Annotated in this window: 25 protein-coding genes; 5 read left to right on the top strand and 20 right to left on the bottom strand. The window is 58.8% G+C overall.

Annotated elements, in window-relative coordinates:
• The first annotated feature begins 4 nt into the window (after positions 1–4).
• Positions 5–1,081, top strand: coding sequence for a DUF2955 domain-containing protein (locus BJ885_RS17620; protein ID WP_121932426.1), 1,077 nt, complete (start codon positions 5–7; stop codon positions 1,079–1,081).
• On the opposite strand, the gene BJ885_RS17615 is transcribed toward BJ885_RS17620, so the two are convergent.
• The 3 genes from BJ885_RS17615 to BJ885_RS17605 are packed head-to-tail and all read right to left on the bottom strand — an operon-like array spanning position 1,078 to position 3,797.
• On the bottom strand, positions 1,078–2,349 hold the full coding sequence (locus BJ885_RS17615; RefSeq protein ID WP_039260963.1) for a DUF445 domain-containing protein: 1,272 nt from the start codon (positions 2,347–2,349) through the stop codon (positions 1,078–1,080). The genes BJ885_RS17620 and BJ885_RS17615 overlap by 4 nt on opposite strands.
• Before the next feature lie 3 nt (positions 2,350–2,352).
• Complete coding sequence (locus BJ885_RS17610; protein ID WP_121932427.1) at positions 2,353–3,006, bottom strand: LysE family translocator; 654 nt, start codon at positions 3,004–3,006, stop codon at positions 2,353–2,355.
• A 47-nt stretch (positions 3,007–3,053) separates the two neighbouring features.
• Positions 3,054–3,797 carry an AraC family transcriptional regulator gene (locus tag BJ885_RS17605; RefSeq protein WP_121932428.1) on the bottom strand — a complete coding sequence of 248 codons (744 nt, stop codon included), beginning with the start codon at positions 3,795–3,797 and terminating at the stop codon, positions 3,054–3,056.
• A 151-nt stretch (positions 3,798–3,948) separates the two neighbouring features.
• Between BJ885_RS17605 and BJ885_RS17600 the strand changes: the two genes are divergently transcribed.
• Complete coding sequence (locus BJ885_RS17600; RefSeq protein ID WP_121932429.1) at positions 3,949–5,319, top strand: NAD-dependent succinate-semialdehyde dehydrogenase; 1,371 nt, start codon at positions 3,949–3,951, stop codon at positions 5,317–5,319.
• 45 nt (positions 5,320–5,364) lie between these two features.
• Here BJ885_RS17600 and BJ885_RS17595 read toward each other — a convergent pair whose 3' ends face one another.
• Positions 5,365–5,685, bottom strand: a complete 321-nt coding sequence (locus tag BJ885_RS17595) for a hypothetical protein (RefSeq protein WP_028015390.1) — start codon at positions 5,683–5,685, stop codon at positions 5,365–5,367.
• Positions 5,685–6,230, bottom strand: a complete 546-nt coding sequence (locus BJ885_RS17590) for a YfaZ family outer membrane protein (RefSeq protein ID WP_023310269.1) — start codon at positions 6,228–6,230, stop codon at positions 5,685–5,687. Before BJ885_RS17590 ends, BJ885_RS17595 begins: the two co-directional genes overlap by 1 nt.
• A gap of 411 nt (positions 6,231–6,641) precedes the next feature.
• Here BJ885_RS17590 and BJ885_RS17585 point away from each other — a divergent pair, with 411 nt between their 5' ends.
• Positions 6,642–8,000: an esterase-like activity of phytase family protein gene (locus BJ885_RS17585; RefSeq protein ID WP_147449225.1), complete on the top strand. Its 1,359-nt coding sequence runs from the start codon at positions 6,642–6,644 to the stop codon at positions 7,998–8,000.
• A gap of 476 nt (positions 8,001–8,476) precedes the next feature.
• Here BJ885_RS17585 and yjiA read toward each other — a convergent pair whose 3' ends face one another.
• From yjiA to hpaG, 14 genes are all read right to left on the bottom strand, one after another.
• Entirely contained in the window at positions 8,477–9,430 is a 954-nt protein-coding gene (yjiA, locus tag BJ885_RS17580) for a GTPase (RefSeq protein ID WP_121932431.1), read from the bottom strand.
• Between the two features lie 10 nt (positions 9,431–9,440).
• Positions 9,441–9,644, bottom strand: a complete 204-nt coding sequence (locus BJ885_RS17575) for a YbdD/YjiX family protein (protein ID WP_003856610.1) — start codon at positions 9,642–9,644, stop codon at positions 9,441–9,443.
• Between the two features lie 100 nt (positions 9,645–9,744).
• On the bottom strand, positions 9,745–11,898 hold the full coding sequence (locus tag BJ885_RS17570; protein ID WP_023334384.1) for a carbon starvation CstA family protein: 2,154 nt from the start codon (positions 11,896–11,898) through the stop codon (positions 9,745–9,747).
• A 191-nt stretch (positions 11,899–12,089) separates the two neighbouring features.
• A complete protein-coding gene (locus BJ885_RS17565) occupies positions 12,090–13,007 on the bottom strand; it encodes a YafY family protein (protein ID WP_121932432.1) in 918 nt (305 codons plus the stop codon).
• 180 nt (positions 13,008–13,187) lie between these two features.
• A complete protein-coding gene (locus BJ885_RS17560) occupies positions 13,188–13,700 on the bottom strand; it encodes a 4-hydroxyphenylacetate 3-monooxygenase reductase subunit (protein WP_121932433.1) in 513 nt (170 codons plus the stop codon).
• Between the two features lie 17 nt (positions 13,701–13,717).
• Positions 13,718–15,280 carry a 4-hydroxyphenylacetate 3-monooxygenase, oxygenase component gene (gene hpaB / locus BJ885_RS17555; RefSeq protein ID WP_121932434.1) on the bottom strand — a complete coding sequence of 521 codons (1,563 nt, stop codon included), beginning with the start codon at positions 15,278–15,280 and terminating at the stop codon, positions 13,718–13,720.
• A 177-nt stretch (positions 15,281–15,457) separates the two neighbouring features.
• Entirely contained in the window at positions 15,458–16,390 is a 933-nt protein-coding gene (gene hpaA, locus BJ885_RS17550; RefSeq protein WP_121932435.1) for a 4-hydroxyphenylacetate catabolism regulatory protein HpaA, read from the bottom strand.
• A 9-nt stretch (positions 16,391–16,399) separates the two neighbouring features.
• Positions 16,400–17,752: a 4-hydroxyphenylacetate permease gene (gene hpaX / locus BJ885_RS17545; RefSeq protein ID WP_121932436.1), complete on the bottom strand. Its 1,353-nt coding sequence runs from the start codon at positions 17,750–17,752 to the stop codon at positions 16,400–16,402.
• 21 nt (positions 17,753–17,773) lie between these two features.
• A complete protein-coding gene (hpaI, locus tag BJ885_RS17540; protein WP_121932437.1) occupies positions 17,774–18,571 on the bottom strand; it encodes a 4-hydroxy-2-oxoheptanedioate aldolase in 798 nt (265 codons plus the stop codon).
• Between the two features lie 9 nt (positions 18,572–18,580).
• On the bottom strand, positions 18,581–19,384 hold the full coding sequence (gene hpaH / locus BJ885_RS17535; protein ID WP_121932438.1) for a 2-oxo-hept-4-ene-1,7-dioate hydratase: 804 nt from the start codon (positions 19,382–19,384) through the stop codon (positions 18,581–18,583).
• A gap of 65 nt (positions 19,385–19,449) precedes the next feature.
• A complete protein-coding gene (locus BJ885_RS17530) occupies positions 19,450–19,830 on the bottom strand; it encodes a 5-carboxymethyl-2-hydroxymuconate Delta-isomerase (protein WP_121932439.1) in 381 nt (126 codons plus the stop codon).
• Positions 19,831–19,839: 9 nt separating this feature from the next.
• Positions 19,840–20,691, bottom strand: coding sequence for a 3,4-dihydroxyphenylacetate 2,3-dioxygenase (hpaD, locus tag BJ885_RS17525; RefSeq protein WP_121932440.1), 852 nt, complete (start codon positions 20,689–20,691; stop codon positions 19,840–19,842).
• Positions 20,692–20,693: 2 nt separating this feature from the next.
• Positions 20,694–22,160 (bottom strand): 5-carboxymethyl-2-hydroxymuconate semialdehyde dehydrogenase, encoded by a 1,467-nt coding sequence (hpaE, locus tag BJ885_RS17520; protein ID WP_121932441.1) that lies wholly within the window; start codon positions 22,158–22,160, stop codon positions 20,694–20,696.
• Positions 22,157–23,434, bottom strand: a complete 1,278-nt coding sequence (gene hpaG, locus BJ885_RS17515) for a 4-hydroxyphenylacetate degradation bifunctional isomerase/decarboxylase (protein ID WP_121932442.1) — start codon at positions 23,432–23,434, stop codon at positions 22,157–22,159. Before hpaG ends, hpaE begins: the two co-directional genes overlap by 4 nt.
• A gap of 270 nt (positions 23,435–23,704) precedes the next feature.
• Between hpaG and hpaR the strand changes: the two genes are divergently transcribed.
• On the top strand, positions 23,705–24,145 hold the full coding sequence (gene hpaR / locus BJ885_RS17510) for a homoprotocatechuate degradation operon regulator HpaR (RefSeq protein WP_023334396.1): 441 nt from the start codon (positions 23,705–23,707) through the stop codon (positions 24,143–24,145).
• 83 nt (positions 24,146–24,228) lie between these two features.
• Entirely contained in the window at positions 24,229–25,893 is a 1,665-nt protein-coding gene (gene tsr, locus BJ885_RS17505) for a methyl-accepting chemotaxis protein (RefSeq protein WP_029741346.1), read from the top strand.
• A gap of 92 nt (positions 25,894–25,985) precedes the next feature.
• On the opposite strand, the gene BJ885_RS17500 is transcribed toward tsr, so the two are convergent.
• Positions 25,986–26,492 carry a GNAT family N-acetyltransferase gene (locus tag BJ885_RS17500; protein ID WP_121932443.1) on the bottom strand — a complete coding sequence of 169 codons (507 nt, stop codon included), beginning with the start codon at positions 26,490–26,492 and terminating at the stop codon, positions 25,986–25,988.
• Positions 26,493–26,512: the final 20 nt, after the last annotated feature.

Below are 26,512 nucleotides of genomic sequence, written 5' to 3'. Positions count from 1 at the left end.
TTCGATGTCTATTAGCACCCTGGCGCGAGTATTTACCCCGCACGGCAACATCGTCTATACGGCAAACGACTTTCGCCAGACCCTGCGCATCGTATTTGCCGGGATGATTGCGCTGAGCATCTCCAGCTTCTACAACACCAGCTACGGCGTGTTTTTTGTGGTCTATCCGATCATGCTGCTGTCGCTGGTGCCGGTCTTTAATCGCCACGTGGCGAAGCAGTTTATCTTCAGCGCCGCGCTAAACTGCGTCGAAATGATCTTCATTATCGGCTATCTGTCGCAATGGCCGGCCATCATGACGCTGGTGGTGTTTGCCCTGTATGTGATGCGTTTTCGTTTTATGAGCAAGGGGCCGCTGTTCCTGTTTGGCTCAATGGGCGTGGTGTGCCAGAGCGTGATGCTCAACTTTATGAGCTACCCCACGACCAGCTGGCACACGCTGCTGTTTTCCAACATCGAAGCGAGCGTGATGGCGGTGTGCCTGAGCGCGCTGATGAACTACCTCCTGCCGGACGTGGAGCCCCGCAGGCCGCCGCCGCTGATTGAGAAAGACGATGCCCGGGTGCGCCACGAGTCGCTGCTCTCCGGCACCGTCGCGACGCTGATATTCGTGGTGTTTCAGATTAGCGACTTAAGCGATTCGCTTTCGGCGCTGATGGCGGGGATTTTGATCCTGTTCCCGATGCACTACCGCGGTTCGGTGATGAGCTCGATCTGGCGCGTGGTCGGCGTGGTGCTGGGCTGTCTCTACATTCTGGTGGTGCAGCTGATCCTCTACGATCACAGCAGCCATATGCTATTGATGATGCCGCTGATCGGCCTCGGGCTGGCGTTTGGCGCGCGCCTGCACGTGATGGAAAAGGTGGGCGCGGGCGTGGGATTTTCCAGCATCACGACCATCGGCATTATGTTCGGGCAGAACATGCACCCGGACACTGACCTGGTGTTCAGCGATCTGTACCGCATCACCTCCGTCACCTTTTCGCTGGTCGCAACGCTGACGATGGTCTTCCTGGTGCACCTTATCCTCAACCGCTTCGAGGCGACGCGCTACGTCATCGCGCCGCCCAAAGTAGATTAATGTCCCAGCACGGCAGGCAATTGCGAGAGTAAAAACAGGATCAGGCCAATCGTCCCGCCGACCAGCGTGCCGTTGACGCGGATGAACTGCAGGTCTTTACCGATGTTAAGCTCAATCTGGCGGGACATGTCTTTGGCGTCCCAGCTTTTGACCGTGTCGCTGATGTGGCGAGTCAGAAACGCCGCGAAATCCGGCGCGAGGCGGTGCGCGGCCTGCTCCAGATGCTCGTTCAGCGACGCACGCAGGCTGGCGTCATTAGAAAGCGTTTCGCCAAACCACAGCCCGGCGTTGGCGATGCGTTGCTTCACCCGCGAATCCTCGCTTTGCATATCCGCTTTCAGCCACTGGCGCAGGTCGGCCCACATCTCTCCCAGATAGCGGTTAAACGCCTCATCGTTTTTCAGGTAGTGCTTGATGTTGTCGGCTTTCGCCGCCATCTCCGGATCGTTTTTCAGGTTGTCGATAAGCTTCAGCGTGGCGCGGTCGAACGCCTGGCGGATCTGGTGCGTGCGGTCGTGGCTGATATCGTCCAGCAGCGCGTTCACCGCGTTCGACACCATCTCCGCGCTTTGATCGCCCAGCCACTCGGTGGGCAGCACCATCGCCTTGCGCGGGTGTTCGGTCTTCAGCCAGTGGACAATTTGATCGGCAATAAAGTCCCGCGTGCTCTCCCGCTGAATCAGGGTAATCAGACGATTGATGATCGCATCCAGCAGCACCTGGTGGCGGTTGTTTTTGGTCATGCTCTCCAGCATCACGGCGCTGGTTTCGGTGAAATCGACCTTGTCGATGGCCTTATGCACCGCCCGTTTCAGCAGGCGCTGAATGCGTCCGTCGTCGGTCAGTTCGAGAAAACCGCTCATCACCTGCATCAAGTGCAGCCCGACGCGCTGGGCGTTGTCCGGTTTGCTGAACCAGGCGCCGATCATCTGCGCAGGTTCATAGCGGCGAATCAATGCGACCAGCGACTGGGTATCAAGAAACTTCTCCTGCACAAACTGGCCGAGATTGTCGCCAATTCGGTCTTTATTGCGCGGGATAATCGCCGTATGGCGCGAGATAAACGGAATGGGCACCCGACGGAACAGCGCAACCACGGCAAACCAGTCTGCCAGCGCGCCGACCATCGCCGCCTCGGCAATGGCCTTCACGCCGCGCACCCAGAAGGTCTGCGGCAGGAACAGGGTGGTGATAAAGGCCGCGGCGGCAACCAGCAGCAGCGACAGCGCCAGCAGCTTGGCGCGTTTGAGTTCAGCTATTTTTTCCATGGGTTAAGGATAGAGGGAAGCGGGAGGAAAGTGCAAAAACCGCCACAGCACCCATCCCCCAAACCCCATCAGCACCACCCCCGCCGTGCGCTCAATCCACCACAGCGAACGGCTGAGCTTCTGTTGAACCACGGTCAACCCCATCAGCGACACCAGCGCCAGATCCCACACCAGCACCACCATTACCATCCAGACGCCGCAGGCCGATTGCTGAAGCAGCGTCACGTCCGGCCCCAGCAAGGCCGTCATTAGTGCCAGATAGAACAGAGCGTTCTTCGGGTTTAACAGCGCCGAACCGAGTCCCAGCAGGATCTGCTTTTGCAGCGACGGGAAGCGCTGGTGAGTTTCATTCAGCGCCCGCGCCTGCTGGCGGCTGCGAATCAGATGCGATCCGATCCACAGCAGGTACAGCGCCCCGCAAAGCTCGATAAGCGTAAACAGCCACGTAAACTGGCGCAGCGCGCTCCAGCCGATAATCACCAGCAGGATGTACAGCGCGTTACCCGCGGCGATGCCGAGGCACAGCCCGGCGCTACCCCGCAGCCGATAGCGCGCGGCGTAGCCCACCAGCAGGAAGAAATCCGGACCCGGGCTTAGCAGGGCAACAAAATGCGTCAGCGCCAGGGCGAGAAAAGCGGAAGGGAAGAACAGTTCCATAGCGACCTCGGTTAACAATCCGAGGTCAGAGTACGGCGCTGCAGAACCTATTTATTGTCTGATATTGATCGGCCGGTGGCGTACTGGCGCGGAGTGGCGGCGGTATAGCTGACGAAGGTCTTATGAAAATGGCTCTGGTCGGCAAAACCGCTCTGGTAGCCGACGTCGGCAATATCATCCCCGGCGCGCAGACGCGCCTTGGCGTACTCCACGCGGGAGATGTTGAGAAAGCTGCCCGGCGTCAGGCCGGTGTCCTGCCTGAAGGTGCGAATCAGCGTCTCCTTGCGCAGCGAGAAGCGTTGGGCAAGCTCGTCGAGGGAAGGCGGGCAGGTGAGATCGGAAAGAAACGCCTGCTGAATCTGCTGGCTGGTTCCGCGAAGCGCGTCAGCGTTATCCGCTGCGCGGGGAAGGGCAGAAAGCAGCGTCTCCAGTGATGCCGGAGACAGGGTCTCGACAACGTCCAGGTAATGAGCAAACAGGGTTGGGCTACGAATCACCTGTAGCGCCAGCGGAAGCCCGGTGTCGATATAGAGCATATGGTAGCTGCGCGGTTGCCCGGCGACGGGGTTACAGCTGTGCGGCGCACAGGCCGGGATCACGATGAGGTCCCCGGGGGTGAGGATGTACTCTCTGTCAAAACACACGCAGCAGGTCTGGCCCTCCACAATCGCGCCGATGGAAAGCTGAGGGTGACTGTGGCGTTTGTACGCCTGCGTACTCTGCCAGGTGCTGCGCAGCTCAAGGCCTGAGGCGCGGTGAAAAGTCTGGCGGATATGTCGGGTATCGGTCATGGGCGCTCCTTCTGAAGATTTTTTATACCACGTCAGCGAACCCTCTGGCAGCGCTTCATTAAGAACCTTCCGGATATACCCAACTTTACGTCCATAGCCAGTCATGTTGACTACCCTTAATACCCTAAGCGGTAAAACAAGGAGATTCGACATGGCTTATCAGACAGTAAATCCTGCCACTAACCAGCTCATCAAAGAATACCCCTCACATACCGACGCGGATATCGAAGCGGCGCTCAGGGCGGCCGATGCGCTTTACCATTCGGACTGGGCGAAAGGCGACATCAGCCAGCGTCTGCCGGTGCTGCATAAGCTTGCCGATCTGATCGACGAGCGCGTGGAGGATCTGGCTAAAATCGCCAGCCAGGAGATGGGTAAGCTCATCGAACAGAGCCGCGGCGAGGTGAAGCTGTGCGCGCAGATCGCCCGCTACTACGCCGACAACGCGCAGCGGTTCCTGGCCCCGGTGAAATATGATTCTGAACTCGGTGAAGCCTGGGTGGAGCATCACCCCATTGGCGTGCTGATGGCCGTTGAGCCGTGGAACTTCCCCTATTACCAGCTGATGCGCGTGCTGGCGCCGAACCTGGCGGCGGGGAACCCCGTCATCGCCAAGCATGCCAGCATCGTGCCGCACTGCGCCGAGACATTTGCGCACCTTGTGCGCGAGGCGGGCGCGCCGGAAGGGGCGTGGACCAACCTGTTTATTTCGTCCGAGCAGGTGGCGAACATCATTGCCGACGATCGCGTGCAGGGTGCCGCATTAACCGGCTCCGAAAAGGCCGGCAGCGTGGTGGCCGCGCAGGCGGCGAAGCACATCAAGAAATCTACGCTGGAGCTGGGCGGTAATGACGTGTTCGTGGTGCTGGATGACGCAGACCTTGAGAAGGCCGTGAAAATTGGCGTTAACGCGCGGCTCAACAACGCCGGGCAGGTTTGCACCGCGGCGAAGCGCTTTATTCTGCATGAAAAGATTGCGGATGCCTTCCTGCGCAAATTCACCGAGGCGTTTAAGCAGGTGAAGATTGGCGATCCGCTGGACGAAAGCACCACGCTGGGGCCGCTGTCGTCTAAAGATGCGCTCGAAACGCTGACCAAACAGGTTAACGAGGCGGTGAAAAACGGTGCCACGTTGCACTACGGCGGCAAACCGGTACAGCGCGACGGGAGTTTCTTCGAACCGACGATCCTGACGAATATCTCCCGCGACAACCCGGCGTACTTCGAGGAGTTCTTCGGCCCGGTGGCGCAGATTTACGTGGTGAAAAGCGACGACGAGGCGGTCGCGCTGGCGAACGACTCCCACTACGGCCTGGGCGGGGCGGTATTCAGCCAGAATATCGAGCGCGCGAAGAAAATGGCGTCGCGGATTGAGACCGGGATGGTGTACATCAACTGGCTCACCGATACCGCAGCAGAGCTGCCGTTTGGCGGCGTGAAGCGCTCCGGCTACGGGCGTGAGCTGTCGGATCTGGGGATCAAAGAGTTTGTGAACCAGAAGCTGGTGGTGGTGCGTAAGTAAGAGGTCATAAAAAAACCTGCCAGCCGGCAGGTTTTTTTTAAGGGATTATTGCACTTCGATCTTGTCCCAGCCGCTTTTGAACATGCAGCTGTCAACTAACGTATCCCGGCGATATTCGTTCGCGTCTTCAACCGTGTAGCTCGTGGAAATATCCTTTTTCTTGTTCTTTTTGTCCGTTTTTTCCGAGCTCGAGCCGGTCACTACGTTATCCGGGGGCAGATCGATCAGCGCCTGCGCTTCGCATTCCGTGAGCTTTTTATTCATTTCCGCATCGCTGACGCCCGGTTTCACCCATTTGTACTGGACGCAGCCGGTGAGCATCAGCGTGAGGCTCAGAACGCAAAGCGCGGTAATGCGGTGTTTCATCAGAAGGTGACTCCACCGCCTACATATGCGCCGTCAATCAGCGTGTGGCCAGGACGACCGTCTTTACCGTCCACGCTCACGTGGCGGTAGCCCACTTTCAGGGTCACTGGCGTAATTGGCGTCCAGCTTACGCCGCCGTTGGCTTCGACGTAGTTTTTCACGCTGTTGTTCAGGCCTTCTGGTGCCACATAGCCTTCACCGTACACGTGGATGCTGTCGGTCAGGGCAACGTTTACGCCGCCGCCAATCGGGAACGCCACGCCGTTATCGCCTTTTTTCGGGCCGAGGTAGATGGCTTTTGCGCCCGCATTCAGCATCACCGGGCCAAGACCCAGGTTGTAGCCTGCGCCCACGCCGCCGGTCTGGGTACCGTCATCGGTGTTTTTGAGCCAGTTACTTTCGAGATAAACACCGGATGAGGATTTACCCATTTCCAGATTGAGGTTGGTAAAGTTTTTACCCTGCTCAACGGTGCCGCCCATCGCCAGTGCGGAACCCGATACGGCAGCCAGAGCAGAAAGAAGAAGGATATTCAGTTTTTTCATGTTTTATGCCTCGTCATTAAATTCATCTGGGCGCACCTTAACAAGCGATGTTAATGACTGCAAATGTGATATAAATCGCGGTTTTATACTGATATTGTTAACTTTTTTATTGAAGTTGTTGCAATGATGTTTGATTGTCGGGGTGTCAACAGGGGATGTTTTTAGCGTTTAGGAACCGTTTAGTTTTTTGACTAAACATAAACTGAACGAGGTGGGGATAGTGATTTGAGATGAATTAATTGGGTTTCTAATAATTTCCAAAAATGTTTCGCCTGTCACACAAAACAACAAAGCCTTACATTTCGAGCGATGAATATACGTTCAATCGTGCAGGCCGGTTTCCCTTCCATGTCATTTTTCTGACACGTTTATTCTTTACGTTGTTGGCTTCACTAACTGGATGCTAACAATATGAAAAGAAAAATTATTCCTGTACTTATCGGCTGTGCGCTCTCTTTCTCTGGCCTGGCGGCGCAGCCTACTGCTGAGCGCTATGTCGTCAGCTTCCCTGAAGGCTCCCACGTGAGCTACAGCGGCGCGTTTGCCAGCGCGTTTCCGAACGGACTCCCCGTGGGCATTGGCTCCGGCCTGCTGTTTACGGGCAAGCAGGGCGACGCCCTGACCTTTGCGACCGTGACCGATCGCGGTCCAAACGCCGATGCGCCAAAAATGGGTAAAAACGAAGCCAAAATATTTGTCACGCCAGATTTTGCGCCGATGCTGATGACCATCCGCGTTCAGAACGGCAAAGCGGAGGCTGTCGATGCCCGCCCGCTGCATGATGATAAAGGCGAGATTAACGGTCTGCCGCTGCAAAGCGGCGTGATTGGTTCCACCAATGAAGTGGCGTTCAGCGACACCCTCAAGATCCTGAAGGGTGACAACCGCGGGCTGGACACGGAAGGCATCACGCCGGACGGGAAAGGCGGCTACTGGCTGTGCGACGAGTATGGCCCGTTCCTGATTAACGTCGACAGCAAAGGGAAGATCCTGGCGATCCACGGGCCGCAGGCTGCGGAAGGGGAGAAATCCATCGCGGGCGGCCTGCCAAACATTATCAAATGGCGCCAGGCTAATCGGGGCTTTGAAGGCCTGACCCGGATGCCGGACGGGCGTATTATCGCTGCCGTGCAAAGCACGCTGGATATCGACGGTAAGAGCAAAAAGCAGGCGCTGTTTACGCGTCTGGTGAGCTTCGACCCGGCAACCGGGAAAACGGCGATGTACGGTTACCCTATCGACAGCGCGGCTTATGACAAAAACAGCGACGCCAAAATCGGCGACATCGTGGCGCTTGATGACCAGCACATCCTGCTGATTGAGCAGGGAAGTGATAAAAACGACGGCATGCGTAACCTGATTTACAAGGTGGATCTCAGCAAGGCGAGCGACCTGACCGCCTTTGACAAGCCGGGCGAGTACCCGGAGTTTGATGATGAGAAAACCCTGGCGCAGCGCGGCATAACGCTTGCGGCTAAAACGCAGGTCGTGGATCTGCGCGCGCTGGGCTGGCAGCAGGAGAAGGCCGAAGGGCTGGCGCTGATCGACAGCAAAACGCTTGCGGTGGCGAACGATAACGACTTTGGCGTGAAGGTGGCGATGCAAAAACCGGTCGAGGGCAAGAAGCTCAAGGATTATCGGGTGAATGCGGAAGGCAAGCTGACGCTGGATGATAAACCGGTGGAAACCACGCTCAGCGTGAAGCCGCTGAAGAAGCCGGAGTCGGACAGCGAGCTGTGGATTATAACGCTGCCGGAAGCGGTGAAATAAGTTTACCCTTCTTGCTAAAGGCTGGGGTATCCCCACAAGATAATGCCTGCACAGACGGCTCCCTCTCCCTTGAGGGAGAGGGCTGGGGTGAGGGGGAACATACAGCTGTGGAGGTTATTCCGTTCACTCTATGTTCCTTGCTACTCTGTAACGGCATGACCTGTGAACGTGCCAGGGTGGCTCAATCGCCACCACCCTGGCGACCCGGGCTCCCGGCGGTAAATCGCCGCTTCGCGGTACCCTCAGCTTATTCCTTCAGGCTATCGGGTCGGGCATGAGCCTGCATCCCTGCAGGCCACGCCCTCTCGGCGCATCCCTGCGCCTCGCCCCGGCCTTACGGAAACGCCTCGGCGATTTACAGCCGGACCAGGGCATCGCTGTGAGCCACTAATTTTTCTGAAGCAACATTCATCGCTTCAGGTTAAAAAATTACCGGGGATCCCTCAGCCCCACAGGGGAGAGGAGATGCATAGCGGTTATTTCTTCAGCCCTGCAAACGCCGCCCGAATTTCTTCTTCCGGGAGTTGGATACCGATAAACACCATCACGCTGCGCGGCGCTTCATCGCCCCAGGGTCTGTCCCAGTCTGCGCTGTACAGGCGCTGTACGCCCTGGAACAGCAGGCGGTTCGGCTCGCCGTCAATCCACAGCATACCTTTGTAGCGCAGCAGCTTGTCGGCAAACGACAGCAGCAGGTTCTCCATCACGCGCGAAACCTCGCCGATGTCCACCGGATAGTCCAGCTCGACCACAATCGACGCCACGTCGTTTTGCTTGTCACCCATAAAGTGGAAGCGCGGTTTTGCGGTGACGTTCTCTTCCAGCATAAAGCCGTTGGTGTTGAACAGCTGAGACAGATCGATGTCGCCGTGCGTCACCGTGTAAATCGGCGCGCGGGAGTTAATGCGCGTCAGGCGCTCGCGCAGTTTTTCGCTTTCGCCCGCCACGTCGGTTTTGGTCAGCAGGATGCGGTCGGCGTAGCCCACCTGAGACTGGGCGATGGTGAACTGGTTCATCTGCTCGTCGGCGTGAACCGCATCGACCAGGGCAATTACGCCGTCCAGCAGGTAGCGCTGGCAGAGGATCTCGTGAGAGAAAAAGGTCTGAATAATCGGGCCGGGGTCGGCCATGCCGGTGCACTCGATCACCAGGCGGTCAAAGTCGATCTCGCCGCGATCGCGGCTGTCGAGCAGGTCCAGCAGGGCGTCTTCTAATTCGTTAGAGCGGGTGCAGCAGATGCAGCCGTTGGTGAGGGTTTTGATCTGGGTGGCGCGATCGCCAATCAGCTGATCGTCTACCGAGACCTCACCGAATTCGTTTTCGATGACGGCGATTTTGAAGCCGTGCTGTTCGTTCAGGATGTGGCGCAGCAGGGTGGTTTTACCGGCGCCGAGAAAACCGGTCAGCAGGGTAACGGCAATCGGGGTCATGGTCTCTCCTTTAGCAGCAGCGGACGCCGCCTTCTCCACTTCCGCCGTAGCGCGCTTCCTGACGCTCGCGGAAGAATTCGGTGTAGGTCATGTACGGCTTATCCGGATGGTTGGTCTTCATATGCTCAACGTAGTTGTCATAGTCCGGAATGCCAATCAGCATTTTCGCCGCCTGACCGAGGTATTTTTTTGCTTCGCCTAAGTTACCAAACATTGTGGGTTCCAGACAGAAAAAGCCCGGCGATGTGAGTCCGCTGGGCTTATGTTCCCCTCACCCCAGCCCTCTCCCAAAGAGAGAGGGGGAGGATTGCGGATTAATGGTGTGAAGAGGTCTTCACGCCGCCTTCCGGCACCGGCACGTACGGGGTTTCTTTATCCGTACGACCGTCGGCGTTGCGCACGTTCAGCCAGGTTTTGATGCCGTAGAAGATGATGCTGTACACCACCACCAGGAACAGAATGCTCAGACCCGCGTTGGTGTAGTTGTTCACCACGATATGGTTCATGTTGGCAATCTGCTGCGCGGTGAGATCCGCGCCACCTGCGGCAATCTTCTCTTTGTACTGGTTAGCCATGAAGAAGAAGCCTTCCAGCTGCGGGTTGGCGCTGAACAGCTTCAGGCCAAGCGCCCAGGTGGTGCAGAGCAGCAGCCACAGCGCAGGAACAACCGTTACCCAGATGTATTTGGTGCGCTTCATCTTCACGAGGACCACGGTACCGAGCACCAGAGCAACGGCTGCGAGCATCTGGTTCGAGATACCGAACAGCGGCCACAGGCTCTTCACGCCGCCGAGCGGGTCGACAACGCCCTGATACAGCAGGTAGCCCCACAGGCCTACGCAGCCCGCAGTACCCAGAATGCCCGCTACCAGAGAGTCGGTTTTCTTCAGGAACGGCACGAAGTTACCGAGCAGGTCCTGCAGCATGAAGCGGCCCGCACGGGTACCGGCGTCCAGAGCGGTCAGGATGAACAGCGCTTCGAACAGAATACCGAAGTGGTACCAGAAGCCCATGTCCGCCCACGGCAGCACTTTGTGGAACACGTGTGCGATACCGACGGCCAGCGTCGGTGCACCGCCTGCGCGGTTCAGCACGGACGGTTCGCCGATGTCTTTCGCGGTCTGCATGATCTGCTCAGGCGAAATCACGAAGCCCCAGGAGCTAACGGTCGCCGCCGCGTGTGCGCTCGCGTCCTTCAGCTGCGCCATAATCAGCGCCGCGTTGTCACCGCCCATCTCGTGCAGGTTTGGCATGGTAATGCCGAGGCCAGCAGGCGGGGTGTTCATCGCGAAGTACAGACCCGGTTCGATAATGGAGGCTGCAACCAGCGCCATGATCGCCACGAAGGACTCCATCAGCATTGCGCCGTAGCCGATCAGACGCGCGTCTTTCTCGTTCGCCAGCAGCTTAGGCGTGGTGCCGGACGCAATCAGGGCGTGGAAGCCAGAGACCGCACCGCAGGCGATGGTGATGAACAGGAACGGGAACAGGGCGCCTTTCCACAGCGGGCCGGTGCCGTCGATGTACTGCGTGACCGCAGGCATTTTCAGGTCCGGGTTAATCACCAGGATGCCGATCGCCAGACCGACGATAACGCCGATTTTCAGGAAGGTCGCCAGGTAGTCGCGCGGGGCCAGAATCAGCCAGACCGGCAGCAGCGCGGAGATAAACGCATAGCCAATCAGCGCGAAGGTAATGGTGGTGTCCTTGAAGGTCAGCGCCGGGCCCCAGTACGGGTCGTGCGCAATCACGCCGCCGAAGTAGATGGAGGCCACCAGCAGTACGATACCAATCACCGACACTTCACCCACGCGTCCCGGTCTCAGGAAGCGCATGTAGATACCCATGAACAGCGCAATCGGCACGGTTGAGCAGACGGTGAAGACACCCCACGGGCTTTCGGCCAGCGCTTTCACCACGATCAGGGCCAGCACCGCGAGGATGATGATCATAATCAGGAAGCAGCCGAACAGGGCGATGGTCCCCGGCACGCGGCCCATCTCTTCTTTGACCATCTCACCCAGAGAGGCGCCGTTACGGCGAGAAGAGATAAACAGCACCATAAAGTCCTGCACCGCACCCGCCAGCACTACGCCGGCAAGCAGCCACAGGGTACCCGGCAGGTAGCCCATCTGCGCGGCCAGCACCGGGCCCACCAGCGGGCCTGCACCGGCGATAGCGGCAAAGTGGTGACCAAACAGCACGTAGCGGTTGGTTGGCACGTAGTTCAGGCCGTCATTGTTAATGACCGCCGGGGTGGCGCGCGTCGGGTCGAGCTTCATGACCTTCTGCGCGATGTACAAGCTGTAGTAGCGATAAGCAACAAGATAGACGGAAACCGACGCGACCACGATCCACAGGGCGCTTACGTGTTCGCCCCGGCGTAATGCGACAACCGCCAGACAAAAAGCGCCGAGGATCCCGAGTAAGGCCCAGGGCACGTGCTTCAGTAGTTTTTTAGTATCCATAGTAAGACCTGGTTTTTTATGTAAAGAAAAAAGGGTCAGGGTTCGTTGTGAGGAGGTATTGATTAATGCTGGAGCGATCGTGCCAGATCCTCGCGCGTGTAAAGGACGGTAAATGAATGAGTGGTTGAAAGTGCCGGGTGAGCGGTCAAAGGGGGCGACGAGCGGTTCCGGCTCGCCGCCAGGGGGCGAAATTATGTGATTGAGATCACTTGATTATTCGGGTTACGCTCCACGGCCAGATAGTTCTCCAGCGTTCTAATCAGTTTTTCCTTCAGCCAGTTCGGTTCCAGAATCTGAATGTGGGGCAGCCAGTAGAACAGCAGCGGCAGGATCTGGTTCTCGTGCGCCGCCTGGCAGCGCAGCGTGACGCCGCCCTGTTGCTCCTCCAGCAGCTCCTGTTCCGGCAGAAGATCGCGGCGCAGGAAGTAATGTGAAATATTATCTTTGATAAATATTTTCACTGCGAAAGTATTTTCGGACACCCAGGGATCGAGGCTTTTCTCCAGCAGCTCAAGGACATTTTCTTCGGGCGTAAAGGTCGTTTTCTGAATATCAAACCAGCTAATCTGGCTCAATGAGAAGGATTTCAGGCGGCTATTTTCGGTGGCTTGTAAATACCATATATTTTTTTTGTTAATGAGTTTATAGGGATTAATCAGACGGGTTTTTCCCTTATAAACGATCTGACAAACATTATGGTTTTTAATCGATTTCTCGATTTTTGTTAAATAACGGCGAATATCACGTTCTACCGTGTGTTCTGCTTCATTCGCAAGAATAAGAATATGGTTTTCGTCAACGCGCGTTTCGAGCTTCTGCCAGAATTCCGTATTTCTTTCAGGGAAAAAGCTGTCAGCATTCAGGAAGTTAGCAAGGGTGTGATGTAAGCCTTGTCCGCCGGGCGATTGTGCAGAATGGATCAGTCGATATAGCCCGTTACCGGTATGTTCAACAATGGGGGAGAGGGCATTTAAATCCCGGTAGACGGTACGCTCGGTAATTTTAAATTTTTCCATTAGCGCACTGCGGTTTACCACACCGTTTAAATGTAGCTCAACCAGAATATCGACCAGACGTTCAGCCGAGCGGCTCCGCGTCGTTTTAGCCATAAGGTCATCCTGTATATTTAGGTATGCGCTGAATGATGCGGATGCACTGACAAAGGGTGTCAGTATTCAGTCACAGAAAATTTCTCTTATGGTTATATAACGGCGTGATTTAGCGGAAACCTTAGGAGTTTTTGTAGAAAGCGGCGCTGGCCGAAGAAAAAGGCCAGCGCGAGGGGGGGATCACACGGCGGCTTCCGCCTCCAGCATGACCGGGTGGAAGCGGCGCTTGAAGTAGATCAGACCGTGTCCCGCGTCGCTCAGAATGATATTTTTAATTTCAACAAGGTAGACAAGATGCGTGCCGATGGTTTGCACCTGGCTAATCTCGCCCTCCAGGCTGGCGAGTGCGCCCTTGAGCACCGGCTGCCCCAGCGGGCCTTTCTGCCAGCAGGAGAGGGCAAAGCGCTCCTCCATCGTCATACCGGTCATCCCGGCGAAATGGCGAGCCATGATCTCCTGCTCGTGGTTCAGTACGTTAACGCACAGCCTGCCGTTGCCCTGAAATACCGGGTTCATGGCGCTGTTGGCGTTGATGCACACCATAACCGACGGCGGGGTGTCAGTCACCGAACAGACGGCTGTAGCGGTAATGCCGCAGCGGCCCGCCTCGCCCTCGGTAGTGACCACGTTGACCGCCGCCGACAGGCTGCTCATTGCGTCGCGAAAACGCAGGCGTTGTTCATCTGAATGCATTGCAACCTCCCGCTGCGCTATTTCAGCAGCTTGTCGAGCATGTTGATATCGCTGTTGTTGTGCAGGTGCGGCACCGTCCAGCCGTGCTGGTCGTACTCGGACATGCAGCGGTCGACCATCGCCATCATCTTGTCCATGTTGCCGGAGCTTTGCGCCTGGCGCAGACACTGCAGGCGGATCTCATCCTGGCTGCCGGAGTAGTTGATTTCGTACAGCTCGTGACGGCCGCCAAACTCGCTGCCGATGGCGTCCCACATCAGCTTCAAAATCTTGATGCGTTCGACGTGATCCATGCCGTTGGAGCCGCGCACGTATTTCGCCAGATACTGGTCGATCTGCGGGTTGTTCAGATCCCGGGCGCTGGACGGCAGGTAGATCAGCCCGGACGTCACGTTACGCTCGATGATATTCTTGATCTTCGCGTAGGCCATCGGCGCCATGACGCGATAGGTTTGCAGCGCTGCGTGATCCGGCAGATACGCGCCGTTGACCCACGGGGTGGCTTCGGAACACATGGAGTCGCTCAGAGCCCAGAACATGTTGCGCCAGGCCACCACTTCGCCGAGATCCGCCTGCACGCCGCGGAACTCCAGGGTACCGGAGCACTCCAGGGATTTTTTCAGCAGGGCGGTGATGAAGTCGAGCTTCACCGCCAGACGCACGCAGGCCTGCAGCGGGTACATCCGCGCAAAGCCGCCCTCCATCGTCCAGCGACGGCAGCGGTCGAAATCGCGGTAGATCAGCACGTTTTCCCACGGGATCAGCACGTGATCCATCACCAGGATCGCGTCGTTCTCGTCAAAGCGGCTGGAGAGCGGGTAGTCGTAAGGGGATCCGGTTGCGCCTGCCACCATCTCGTAAGAGGCGCGGGAGATCAGCTTCACGCCTTCGGCATCCATCGGTGCGACGAACATCAGCGCGAAGTCCGGGTTTTCGCCCATCACCTGCGCGGAGCCGAAGCCGATCATGTTGTAGTGGGTCAGCGCCGAGTTGGTTGCCACCACTTTCGCGCCGCTGACGATGATCCCCGCGTCGGTCTCTTTCTCCAGCTTGATGTAGACGTCTTTCACCTCGTCAGCCGGCTTGTGGCGGTCGATCGGCGGGTTAACGATGGCGTGGTTGAAGTACAGGCCGGTTTCCTGAATGCGCGTGTACCAGCTGCGGGCGTTCTGTTCGAACTGGCCGTAGAAGGCCGGGTTGGCGCCGAGCGCGCAGCCGAACGCGGCCTTGTAGTCCGGCGTGCGGCCCATCCAGCCGTAGCTCAGACGCGACCACTCGGCGATGGCGTCGCGCTGCTGGCGCAGGTCGTCGGCGCTTTTCGCCACGCGGAAGAACTTATGGGTATAGCCGCCGCTGCCGGTGTCGGTGCTCCAGCAGAGGGTGTCCTGTATGTCTGGCTTGTGCAGCGCGTCGTACATCTGCGCGATGGAGGCCGCCGCGTTGCGAAACGCCGGATGGGTGGTGACGTCTTTGACGCGCTCACCGTAGATGTAAATCTCACGGCCGTCCTGCAGGCTTTTTAAATACTCTTCGCCGGTTAACGGACGTTTGGCATCAGCGCGGAAATCTTCAGGCTTCATAGGGACCTCGTATCGGAATAGGGTTGTTAAATTTATGTTTTGTTTTTGTTGTTTAATTGAAGCCTGAGAGGGGCGTAACGTGAAGGGACGATTGGGACAACGGCGGGTACTTTTCGCGAGAGATCGCAGAGTGTGATTTCCCTCACCCTAACCCTCTCCCAAAGGGAGAGGGGACGGTTACTCCCTCTCCCTTTGGGAGAGGGCAGAGGTGAGGGGAACAGGCGACACCGGTACTTTCTGCGCCCGATACGCGCTCGGCGAGCACCCCACTAAGCGATTAAAAAACCGGGCAAAATAAGCCGGATCCTTAAACCCCAGCTGCCAGGCAATCTCGCTCACCGCGCTGTCGGAGAAGAGCAGCAGCCGCCTGGCTTCGCGAAGCTGCCGGTCGAAGATCAGCCGCTTCGGCGGGCGGTTGGCGAAGCGGCGGCAGATATCGGTCAGGCGGGATTCGGTCAGGTGCAGCTCGCTAGCGTATTCTGGCACCGTCCAGTGCTGGTGGTAGTGGGCATCTATCAGCTGGGTAAAGCGCTGGAACAGCTTCAGCTCGCCGCGCATGCCGCCCGAAGCGTGGTCGTCGAGCTTCGCGTTGCGCAGCAGCAGGGTAAAGACCGCCTGCGCCAGCAGGACCAGGGTATGCTCGCGCCCCGGCAGCTGTTCCGTGGATTCCCGGGCAATCAGCTGCCAGTAGTGCTTCAGCGCCGCCAGCTCGTCCGGCCTGTCGGCCAGCGAGAGGCAGATCCCCGGCAGGCCAAACGCTTCCCGCGTGCCGGGGTAGAGCACCTCCAGCAGCGGCCAGATCAGATCCTCGCGCACCGTCAGCACGTGTCCGTCGCTGTCGGATTCGGTGATAAACGCGTGCGGCACCGACGGCGGCGTGAGGACGAACAGCGGGGCCTGCACCGAGTAGCGGTGATCGTCGAGCTGGAGCTCAATCTGCCCGGTATCAAGAAAGTGCATCTGAAAATACTGGTCGTGACGGTGCGCCTGCATGTCGCGGCCAAAAAAGGCCGCCATGCGCGCGAACGACTGGTAGTGCACGTCGTCGGTGCCCAGACTTTCGTCGTACTCCTTGCTGATGTCGATGTTGGTAATGGGGCTCTGGCACATGGCGGCTCCCTAGTGGATCTTCTGCGCCGCGACGCCCGGCTCGCGCTCAAGGCTTTCGCGCTGCGTCATCGGGATGCGCGTCAGCACCAGCGCGCCGACCACCAGCAGCCCGGCCACAAACCACAGTCCGGAGCTGAAGCTGCCGGTCGCGTCGCGCAGGATCCCAATCAGCAACGGGCTGACGGCGGATCCGACGTTGCCGATGGCATTGATCACCGCCAGCGCTACCGCGCGGGACTGCAGGCTAATCACCCGATCCGGCGTGGTCCAGAATATGGCCATGGCGGTAAAGGATCCGGTTGAGGCCATAATGATGCCAAGCAGCTGGATCAGGCTGTGATCGGTGGCCGAGGCCAGCATCCATCCCGCCGCGGCGAACAGGTACGGCAGGATGGTGTGCTTTTTTCGCTCTTTCAGCCTGTCGGAGCGGCGGCTCCACCAGATCATCCCGAGGATGGTGCAAAACTGCGGGATCGCCGCCAGCAGGCCGATGACGATATTGCTGCTCCCCGTGTTAAAGCTTTGCAGGATCTGCGGCGTCCAGATGTTGATGGCGCTGAGCGTGTTGGTCAGGCAGAAGTAGGCCAGCGTGTAGAGCAGCACCGCCGGGGTCAGCACCTCGCGCAGCGTCGAGCGCGGCGTGACGGATTGGGCAATGGCGACCTCCTGCTGGCGGGCGATCATCGTTTTCAGCGCCTGCTTTTCGTCGTCGTCCAGCCAGGTGGCCCGATCCGGCGTGTCGTTGAGGTAAAACCAGGTCACCACGCCGAGCACTACCGACGGCAGCCCCTCCAGCAGGAACAGCCACTGCCAGCCCTTCAGGTTCCACAGCCCGTCCATCGCCAGAATGTACCCGGAGAGGATCGAGCCGAGCATCATGGTCACCGGCATGGCGATCATAAACAGCGCGTTGGCGCGGGCGCGGTGATAGGCCGGGAACCACCAGGTAAGATAGACCAAAATCCCCGGCAGGAAGCCGGCTTCGGCAATGCCCACCAGCATGCGTAAAACATAGAGCGTGTGCGGACTGGTGGCGAACATGGTACAGGTGGAGGCGATGCCCCACACCACCATGATCCCGGCGATCCAGCGCCGTGCGCCGATCTTCGCCAGCATGATGTTGCTCGGGATCCCGCACAGCACGTAGGTGACGTAAAACAGCGTCGCGGCCAGGCCAAACATGGTCGACGTAAGGCCCAGATCTTTGCCCATCGTCAGCCCGGCAAAGCCGATGTTGATACGATCGAGAAACGAAAAGACAAACAGGATGAAGAGAAAGACGATCAGGCGTCGGAACAGCTTGTTAATGACGCGATGTTCAACAGCTTTATTATCATGGGTTTGCAGGGTAGAGGTCGTCATGGCGCGCTCCAGATCTTACGTTTAGTAGACGGATTTATTGTTATTAACTGACGTAACCGGTTGTTCGATAAAGCGTGCCGCCAGCGCTTCTGCGCCGCGAGCGAGCAGGGTGGTGTCGACGCCGACGGCGACAAACAGCGCGCCGAGTTCAAGGTAGCGTTTCGCCAGCGGCTCGTTCGCCATCAGGATGCCGGGCGCTTTGCCGGCGCTGAGGATCTGCGCGATCGCCTGCTCGATGGCGGCCTGCACCTCCGGGTGCTGCGGGTTGCCGGCAAAGCCCATGTCGGCGCTCAGATCCGCCGGGCCGATAAACACGCCGTCGACGCCTTCCACATCCAGGATCTGCGGCAGGTTTTTCAGCGCCTCGCGGGTTTCGATCTGCACCAGCACGCACATGGCGTCGTTGGCCTGCTGCAGGTAGTCCGGAATCCGGTTCCAGCGCGACGCTCTTGCCAGGGCGCTGCCGACGCCGCGAATGCCCGCGGGCGGGTAGCGGGTGGCACGTACCGCCAGCCGCGCTTCATCGGCGTTTTGCACCATCGGCACCAGCAGGGTTTGCGCGCCCACGTCCAGCAGCTGCTTGATCTGCACCGGGTCGTTCCACGACGGGCGCACCACCGGCTGGCTGGGATAAGGCGCGATGGCCTGTAATTGGGTTAACACGGTTTGTACGCTGTTCGGCGCGTGCTCGCCGTCGATCAGCAGCCAGTCGAAGCCTGCCCCGGCCAGCAGCTCGGCGCTGTAGCTGCTGGTGAGCCCCAGCCATAAGCCGATTTGCGGGCGTCCCGCCTGCAGCGCCGCTTTGAATGCGTTTTGCATGGTCCTCTCCTAAACAAAGCGGCAGCTGATGGAGCCCATGCTGCCGTAGTCGACGTGGAAGGTGTCGCCTCTGCTGGCGGGCACCGGGCGGGTAAAGGAACCGCCGAGGATGATTTGCCCCGGCTCAAGCTGTACGTCGTACGGCGCCAGCTTGTTCGCCAGCCACGCCACGCCGTTCGCCGGGTGGTTAAGCACGCCTGCGGCAACGCCGGTCTCTTCGATCACGCCGTTGCGGTAGAGCAGGGCGGAGATCCAGCGCAGATCCAGTTCGTCGGGCTTAATCGGGCGGCCGCCGAGGATCACCCCCGCGTTGGCGGCGTTATCGGAGATGGTGTCGAACACCTTGCGCGGGCGCTGGGTTTCCGGATCAACGTTGTGGCAGCGGGCGTCGATCAGCTCCAGCGCGGGGATGACGTAGTCCGTAGCGTTGTAGACGTCGAAGATCGTGCAGTTCGGGCCGCGCAGCGGTTTTGCCAGCACGAAGGCCAGCTCCACTTCGATGCGCGGAACGATAAAGCGATCGACGGGAATGTCGCTGCCGTCGTGGAAAAACATGTCGTCCAGCAGCGCGCCATAGTCCGGCTCGCTAATCTGCGAGCTGGCCTGCATCGCTTTGGAGGTGAGGCCGATCTTGTGGCCCTTCAGCACGCGGCCTTCGGCGATTTTCAGGCTGACCCATTCGCGCTGGACGGCGTAGGCATCTTCAATCGTAATCTCCGGGTATTCCAGCGAGATCGCGCGGATCTGCTCCCGGGTTTGTTCCGCCTGATGCAGGCGATGGGCGATCAGGGTATGGGTGTGTTTGTCGAGCATGGCGATATCCTGTTTTACGTTTTTCTCCCTCTCCCCGTGGGAGAGGGAGGCTGGCCGTGCCGGTTTTACTTAAACAACGCGTGCACGTTGTTCTGTTTGTAATTGAGCGTCGGATGCAGCTCGTCGAGCTCGAACGACAGCGCCAGATAGCGGTCGGCCATCAGCGCTGCGAAATGATCTTTAATCAACGCAAACAGCATCTCGCCCACCTGCTGGCGGCTCTCCAGGCTGCGCCCGGCACCAATCTTTAGCGTCATATGCACAAAGGCGTAGTCGTGCATGCCGTCGGCCATCTGCCAGGTATCCAGCCAGTGGGCGCGGCTGCGGATACCGCCGATGGGAAAGATGCCCGTGGCGGCGAGCGCCTCGTTGACTTTGGCGAACAGCCCCGGCAGGTCGGCCTGCTCGCGGATGTTGTCGGTACATTCAGCAATAAAGTGCGGCATGGTGGCTCCTTACGCGGGCAGCGGGAAAACGGCGTTAACCTGGCCGGTGCCGGAGCTGGCGAACAGCTCGGTGAGGAACTCCACCTTGCCGTCGTATTTGTCCCAGCCGAGCATGCCCAGCAGCATCACCGTGTCGTGCATGTTGCCCTCGCCGTAGCAGTAGTCGGCGTACTCCGGCAGCATGCTGCAAAACTCTTTGAACTGGCCCTCGCGCCACAGCTTCACCACGCGCTCGTCCATCTGGCGGTCAAACTCGCGGGTGTAGCTGTTCATCCCTTCCTCCGCGCGCTGGTCGTCGATAAAGCGGTGCGACAGCGAGCCGCTGGCGAGCACCGCCACGGTGCCGTCGTATTTTTCGATGGCGCTGACGATGGCCTCGCCCAGCCTGCGGCTGTCGGCGAAGTCGTGGACCGTGCAGAACGCCGAGATGGAGACTACTTTGAAGCGCTTATCCGCGTTCATGTAGCGCATCGGCACCAGCGTGCCGTACTCCAGCTTGAGGCTCGGGATGTTGTGCGCTTTGGCGCGCACGCCCAGCTTCACCGCCTCGTCGGCGATCAGCTGGCTGAGTTCCGGGTTGCCGTCGTAGTCGTAGGTCATGTCGCGGATAAAGTGCGGCAGCTCGTTGCTGGTGTAGACGCCCGCAAAATGGTCCGCACAGTTGATGTGGTACGCGCTGTTCACCAGCCAGTGGGTATCGAACACGATGATGGTGTCCACGCCCAGCTCGCGGCAGCGCTTGCCGATCTCTTTATGCCCGTCGATGGCCGACTGGCGGCAGCCGTGGTTTTTCCCCGGCAGCTCGGAGAGGTACATCGACGGCACGTGGGTGATTTTTGCCGCTAACGCTAATTTACCCATGGTCAGATCCCCCACTTTGGAATCGGATGGTCGCCCATGGAGATGCAGACGTTCTTCATCTCCGCGAACACTTCAAAGCTGTACTCGCCGCCCTCGCGGCCGGTGCCGGAGGCCTTCACGCCGCCAAACGGCTGGCGCAGGTCGCGCACGTTCTGAGTGTTCACGAACACCATGCCCGCTTCGATATTGCGCGCCAGGCGCAGCACCTTGCTGACGTCCTGGGTCCAGATGTACGACGCCAGGCCGTACTCCACGTCGTTGGCCAGGCGCAGGCCTTCCGCTTCGTCCTTGAACGGCAGCAGACAGGCCACCGGCCCGAAGATCTCCTCCTGCGCCACGCGCATACGGTTGTCGACGTCCGCCAGCACGGTTGGTCGCAGGAAGTTGCCGCCCTTCAGGTGCGCAGGCAGGTCGGTCGGTTTGTCCGGGCCGCCTGCCAGCAGGGTTGCACCTTCCTCGATGCCGAGACGGATGTAGCCGGAGACCTTCTCCCAGTGCTGCTGGCTGATGAGCGCGCCGATCTGGGTGTTCGGATCGTTTGGATCCCCAACGCGCAGGCGGTTGGCGCGTTCGGCAAAGCGCTTCACGAATTCCGGGTAGATGCTCTGCTGGATGAAGATGCGCGAGCCCGCGGTGCAGCGCTCGCCGTTGATCGAGAAGATGGTGAACAGGGCGGCGTCCAGCGCGCGCTCGATGTCGGCATCTTCAAAAATCAGCACCGGGGATTTGCCGCCCAGCTCCATGGAGTATTTCTTCAGCCCGGCGTTTTTCATGATGTTGCGCCCGGTGGCGGTGCCGCCGGTGAAGGAGACGGCGCGCACGTCGTGATGGCGCACCAGCGCGTCGCCTGCCGTCGCGCCGTAGCCCTGCACCACGTTGAGCACGCCCGCCGGAATGCCCGCCTCCAGCGCCAGCTCGCCCAGACGGTCGGCGGTCAGCGGGGAGAGTTCAGACATCTTCAGCACCGCGGTGTTTCCGAGTGCCAGGCACGGCGCGACCTTCCAGGTGGCGGTCATAAACGGCACGTTCCACGGCGACACCAGCGCGCAGACGCCCACCGGCTGCACCAGGGTGTAGTTGAGCATCTTGTCGTCGACCGGGTAGGTTTTGCCGTTCATCTGCTGGCACACCTCGGCGAAGAACTCGAAGTTGTGCGAGGCGCGCGGAATGAGCACGTTTTTAGTCTGGTGGATCGGCAGGCCGGTGTCGGCGGTTTCCATGGCGGCGATCTCGGGCACGTTCTGGTCGATCAGATCGCCCAGACGACGCATCAGGCGCGCGCGCTCCTTCATCGGCAGGTTGGCCCACTTCGGGAACGCCTCTTTGGCGGCGGCGACGGCCTGGTGAATTTCAGCTTCACCGCCGGAGGCGACTTCCGCTAATACCTCGCTGGAAGCCGGGTTGGTGGTGTGAAAGTACTCGCTTCCCGCGACGTTTTTACCGTTGATCCAGTGGTTAATCTTTTTCATTTTGCAGTCTCCTCGCTGACAATTCGGTTCACCAGGCGTCCCACGCCCTCCACTTCCACCACCACCTCATCGCCCGGCACCACGTCGGACAGCCCCTTCGGCGTGCCGGTGGCAATCATGTCGCCCGGCTGCAGGGTCATAAAATCGCTCAGGTACGCAATCAGGAACGGAATGCTGAAGATCAGATCCGCCGTGGTACCTTCCTGGCGCAGCTCGCCGTTGACGAAGGTGCGCAGGGCGAGGTTGTGCGGGTCGGGAATGGCTTCTTTTGGCACGATGTGGGGGGAAATGGGCGTCAGCCCGTCGCGGCTTTTTACCCGCAGGTTCGGGCGGTAGTAGTTTTCCAGGTAGTCGCGGATGGCGTAGTCGTTGCAGACCGTATAGCCCGCCACGTAGTCCATCGCCTCGGCTTCGCTGACCTTACGCGCGGTTTTACCGATGACCACCACCAGCTCCGCCTCGTAGTGCATGTATTCGATATTGTTCGGACGCACCGACGTCTGGCTGTCGCCGTTGAAGGTGTTTGGCGCTTTGATAAATACCAGCGGCTCGGTCGGTGGCTTGAAGTCCAGCTCGCTGGCGTGGTCGGCATAGTTCAGACCGAGGGCAAATAGCGTGGCGTGCGGCGGCGTGCTGTGGGCAACAGTGACGTTGCGCTCATCCACCACCGGGTTTTCCAGCGGCGGAAAGCCTTCTGCCAGAATGCGCACGCGATCGCCCGGGCGGATCTCCACGCGGCTTTGCGGCGTGCCGAGAAGGATCGCATCGCCGGGATTGAGGGTGGCGAACTCGCTCAGGGCGCTCAGCAGTTCGGCGGCGTTACGCTGAAGATCGGCCGTGCTCCAGTGGTCCGCTTCGCGGCCGTTGATTTCGGTGATGATGGTCAGGTTATCCACGTTATCAACGGCGACAAGTTCGCCCAGCGGGCAAAATCCGTCCCGGCATTTGGCCTTGATGGCCGGGCGGTAGAAGCTCTCTTCCGGCAGGCTCACCTCGTTGGCGAGCGCATATCCCGCGATGTGCTCCGCGGCGTCCTCCACGCGCACCCTGCTGGCGGTTTTGCCCACGACCAGCGCCACCGTCGCGCCGCTCAGCACTGTTTCCCCCTGCGGGAAGGGGATCGGCTCGCCCGCGCGAATCACCGTGTTGTGCGGTTTGATAAACCACACCGCCGTTTTCGGCGGCGTGCTGTAGGGGGCTTTTTCAAACGCCTCGCGCCAGGCTTCACGCTGGCTTTGATGGTTGAGGGCGACGGCAAAAACGGTACCTTTCATTCACATACTCCTCATCCCGGCGGTCCGGGTTATGATTTCATTAATATGTTAATGATCTGGTTTTATGCTTTTGCTGTTTATTTCGCAATCAGAAGTGAAAAATTTGTGATATGAATAACAATAAATTTATATATTGGTTTTTATTTATAGTTAAATCATGCAGTTAATAAAAATGAATGGTTTCTGTTAGACTTTTTGACGGAAAACGTGTTGTTTATAAAAGCATCTTTTAGTGATTGTTTACTTGTTAATGATGTGAAGGGAGAGCCTATGCATGACTCATTAACCATCGCGCTGCTGCAGGCGCGGGAAGCGGCGATGTCGTACTTCCGCCCGATCGTAAAGCGCCATAATCTGACCGAGCAGCAGTGGCGCATTGTGCGCGTGCTGGCTGAACATCCGTCGATGGATTTTCACGATCTGGCGTTTCGCACCTGCATCCTGCGCCCGAGCCTGACGGGCATTCTGACGCGGATGGAGCGCGACGGCCTGGTGCTGCGCCTAAAGCCGGTGAACGACCAGCGCAAGCTGTACGTGTCGCTGACCAAAGAGGGGAATGCGCTGTATGAACACGCCCAGGCGCAGGTCGAAGAGGCGTATCAGCAGATCGAGGCGGAATACACGCCGGAGAAGATGAAACAGCTGACGGCGCTGCTGGAAGAGTTTATTGAACTCGGAAACCGGCATAACGCAGCGCGGGAAGAAGAGTAAAAACCACAAATTCCAGGATGATTTTCGTAAAGTTTTCCCTTTCCAGGCCGAAAATTCTGTATCTGTCTGAGGAAAGAGAAAACATGTTAAACCGTATCAAGATTGTCACCAGCTTAATGCTGGTTTTAGCGATATTTGGCCTTTTACAACTCACGTCCGGTGGTCTTTTCTTTAATGCCCTTAAGAATGACAAAGAGAATTTCACCGTCCTGCAAACCATTCGCCAGCAACAATCCACGCTGAACGCCAGCTGGGTAGCGCTGCTGCAAACCCGTAATACCCTGAACCGTGCGGGTATCCGCTACATGATGGATCAGAGCAATATCGGCAGCGGCGCGACCGTTAACGATTTGATGCAAATCGCGTCTACGTCTCTGAAACAGGCGGAAAAAAACTGGGCTGCCTACGAAGCCCTGCCGCGCGATCCGCGTCAAAGCGATGCGGATGCCATGGAGATCAAGCGTAACTATGATATTTACCACGGCGCGCTGGCGGAGCTGATTCAGCTGCTGGGTGCCGGCAAAATCAACGCCTTCTTCGACCAGCCGACCCAGAGCTATCAGGACGGTTTTGAGAAGCAGTATGTGAGCTACCTGCAGCAGAATGACAAGCTGTACCAGACGGCGGTCGAAGACAGCAACAGCTCCTTCAGCCAGGCTATCTGGGTGTTGATCAGCGTCCTGATTGCCGTGCTGGTGGTGATCGTGGCCGTCTGGCTCAACATCAAGCAGACGCTGATCTCTCCGCTGAATCGTCTGATCGACAACATTCGCCATATCGCCAGCGGTGACCTGGTGAAGCGCATTGAGGTTCAGGGCACAAACGAGATGGGTGAACTGGCCGACTCGCTGCGCCATATGCAGGGTGAGCTGGTGCGTACCGTCGGCGACGTGCGTAACGGCGCGAACGCTATCTACAGCGGCGCGAGCGAAATTGCGATGGGCAATAACGACCTCTCTTCCCGTACTGAACAGCAGGCCGCTTCCCTAGAAGAGACCGCTGCCAGCATGGAGCAGCTGACGGCGACCGTTAAGCAGAACGCCGAAAACGCCCGTCAGGCGAGCCATCTTGCGCTGAGCGCCTCTGAAACCGCGCAGAAAGGCGGCAAAGTGGTGGATAACGTGGTGCAGACCATGCGTGATATCGCGGGCAGCTCGCAGAAAATTGCCGACATTATCAGCGTGATCGACGGCATTGCCTTCCAGACCAACATTCTGGCTCTGAACGCGGCGGTAGAAGCGGCGCGTGCGGGCGAGCAGGGTCGTGGTTTTGCGGTGGTGGCAGGTGAGGTGCGTAACCTGGCCCAGCGCAGCGCCCAGGCAGCACGCGAGATCAAGAGTCTGATTGAAGACTCCGTGGGCCGCGTGGAAGTAGGTTCAACGCTGGTAGAAAGCGCCGGTGAAACCATGGGTGAGATCGTGAACGCGGTGACCCGCGTAACGGACATCATGGGTGAAATCGCCTCTGCGTCTGACGAGCAGAGCCGCGGTATTGACCAGGTGGGTCTGGCGGTAGCCGAGATGGATCGCGTGACCCAGCAGAACGCCTCGCTGGTTGAGGAATCTGCCGCAGCGGCGGCCGCCCTGGAAGAGCAGGCGAGCCGTCTGACTCAGGCCGTGGCGGTGTTCCGCATTCAGCAGGAACAGATGAAAGCGCGCGAATTCGCTGCGGCTAAAGCGGTTTCCACGCCGGTGATGGCGCGTAAAACCGCGACTGCCGATTCAGGTGATAACTGGGAAACGTTCTAACCCGGTGCGTTGTGCCGGGTGGCGGCTACGCCTTACCCGGCCTACGGTTCAGGGTTTTGTAGGCCCGGTAAGCGCAGCGCCACCGGGCGATATTACAGAGGCAGGCGCATGGCGCAGCGCGTTTCATACGCGAAACCGTGCGCTGTCTCTTCTTCTCTTTTCTGACGCAGTTCAGGCGTCAGCGTCGTCATTTTTTCAAACCCCAGCCGCGCATAGAACGGCGCGTTCCACGGTACGTCCCTGAACGTCGTCAACGTCAGCGCTGTCAGCCCTCTTTTACGGGCATGGTCTGCCACGCAGGCGATGAGCTGCCTGCCGATCCCTTTTCCCTGCCAGTCCAGATCAACCGAGAGTTCGACAATAAACAGTGATGAAGGATGGGCCTCGGCAAGGATAAATCCGACGGGCTTGTCGTTCGCCAGCGCCAGCCAGCTTAGCCCACGTTCGGCATACTCAAGGTGCTGCTCAGCGGAAATGACCTCGCCGTCGGCAAGCCAGGCGAGATCCGGGCTTTCACGAAAGCGCTCGCCCGCCGCGCGTTCAATAGCGGGCAGGGCGATAATGTCGTGAGGGGTAGTGGGGCGAATGCGAATATTCATGGCGGGAAGTATAGCCTGAC

The organism is Enterobacter sp. WP_7_1 (assembly GCF_003688535.1).
Lineage (GTDB): Bacteria > Pseudomonadota > Gammaproteobacteria > Enterobacterales > Enterobacteriaceae > Enterobacter > Enterobacter asburiae.
This window is presented reverse-complemented; position numbering and strand designations above follow the sequence as displayed.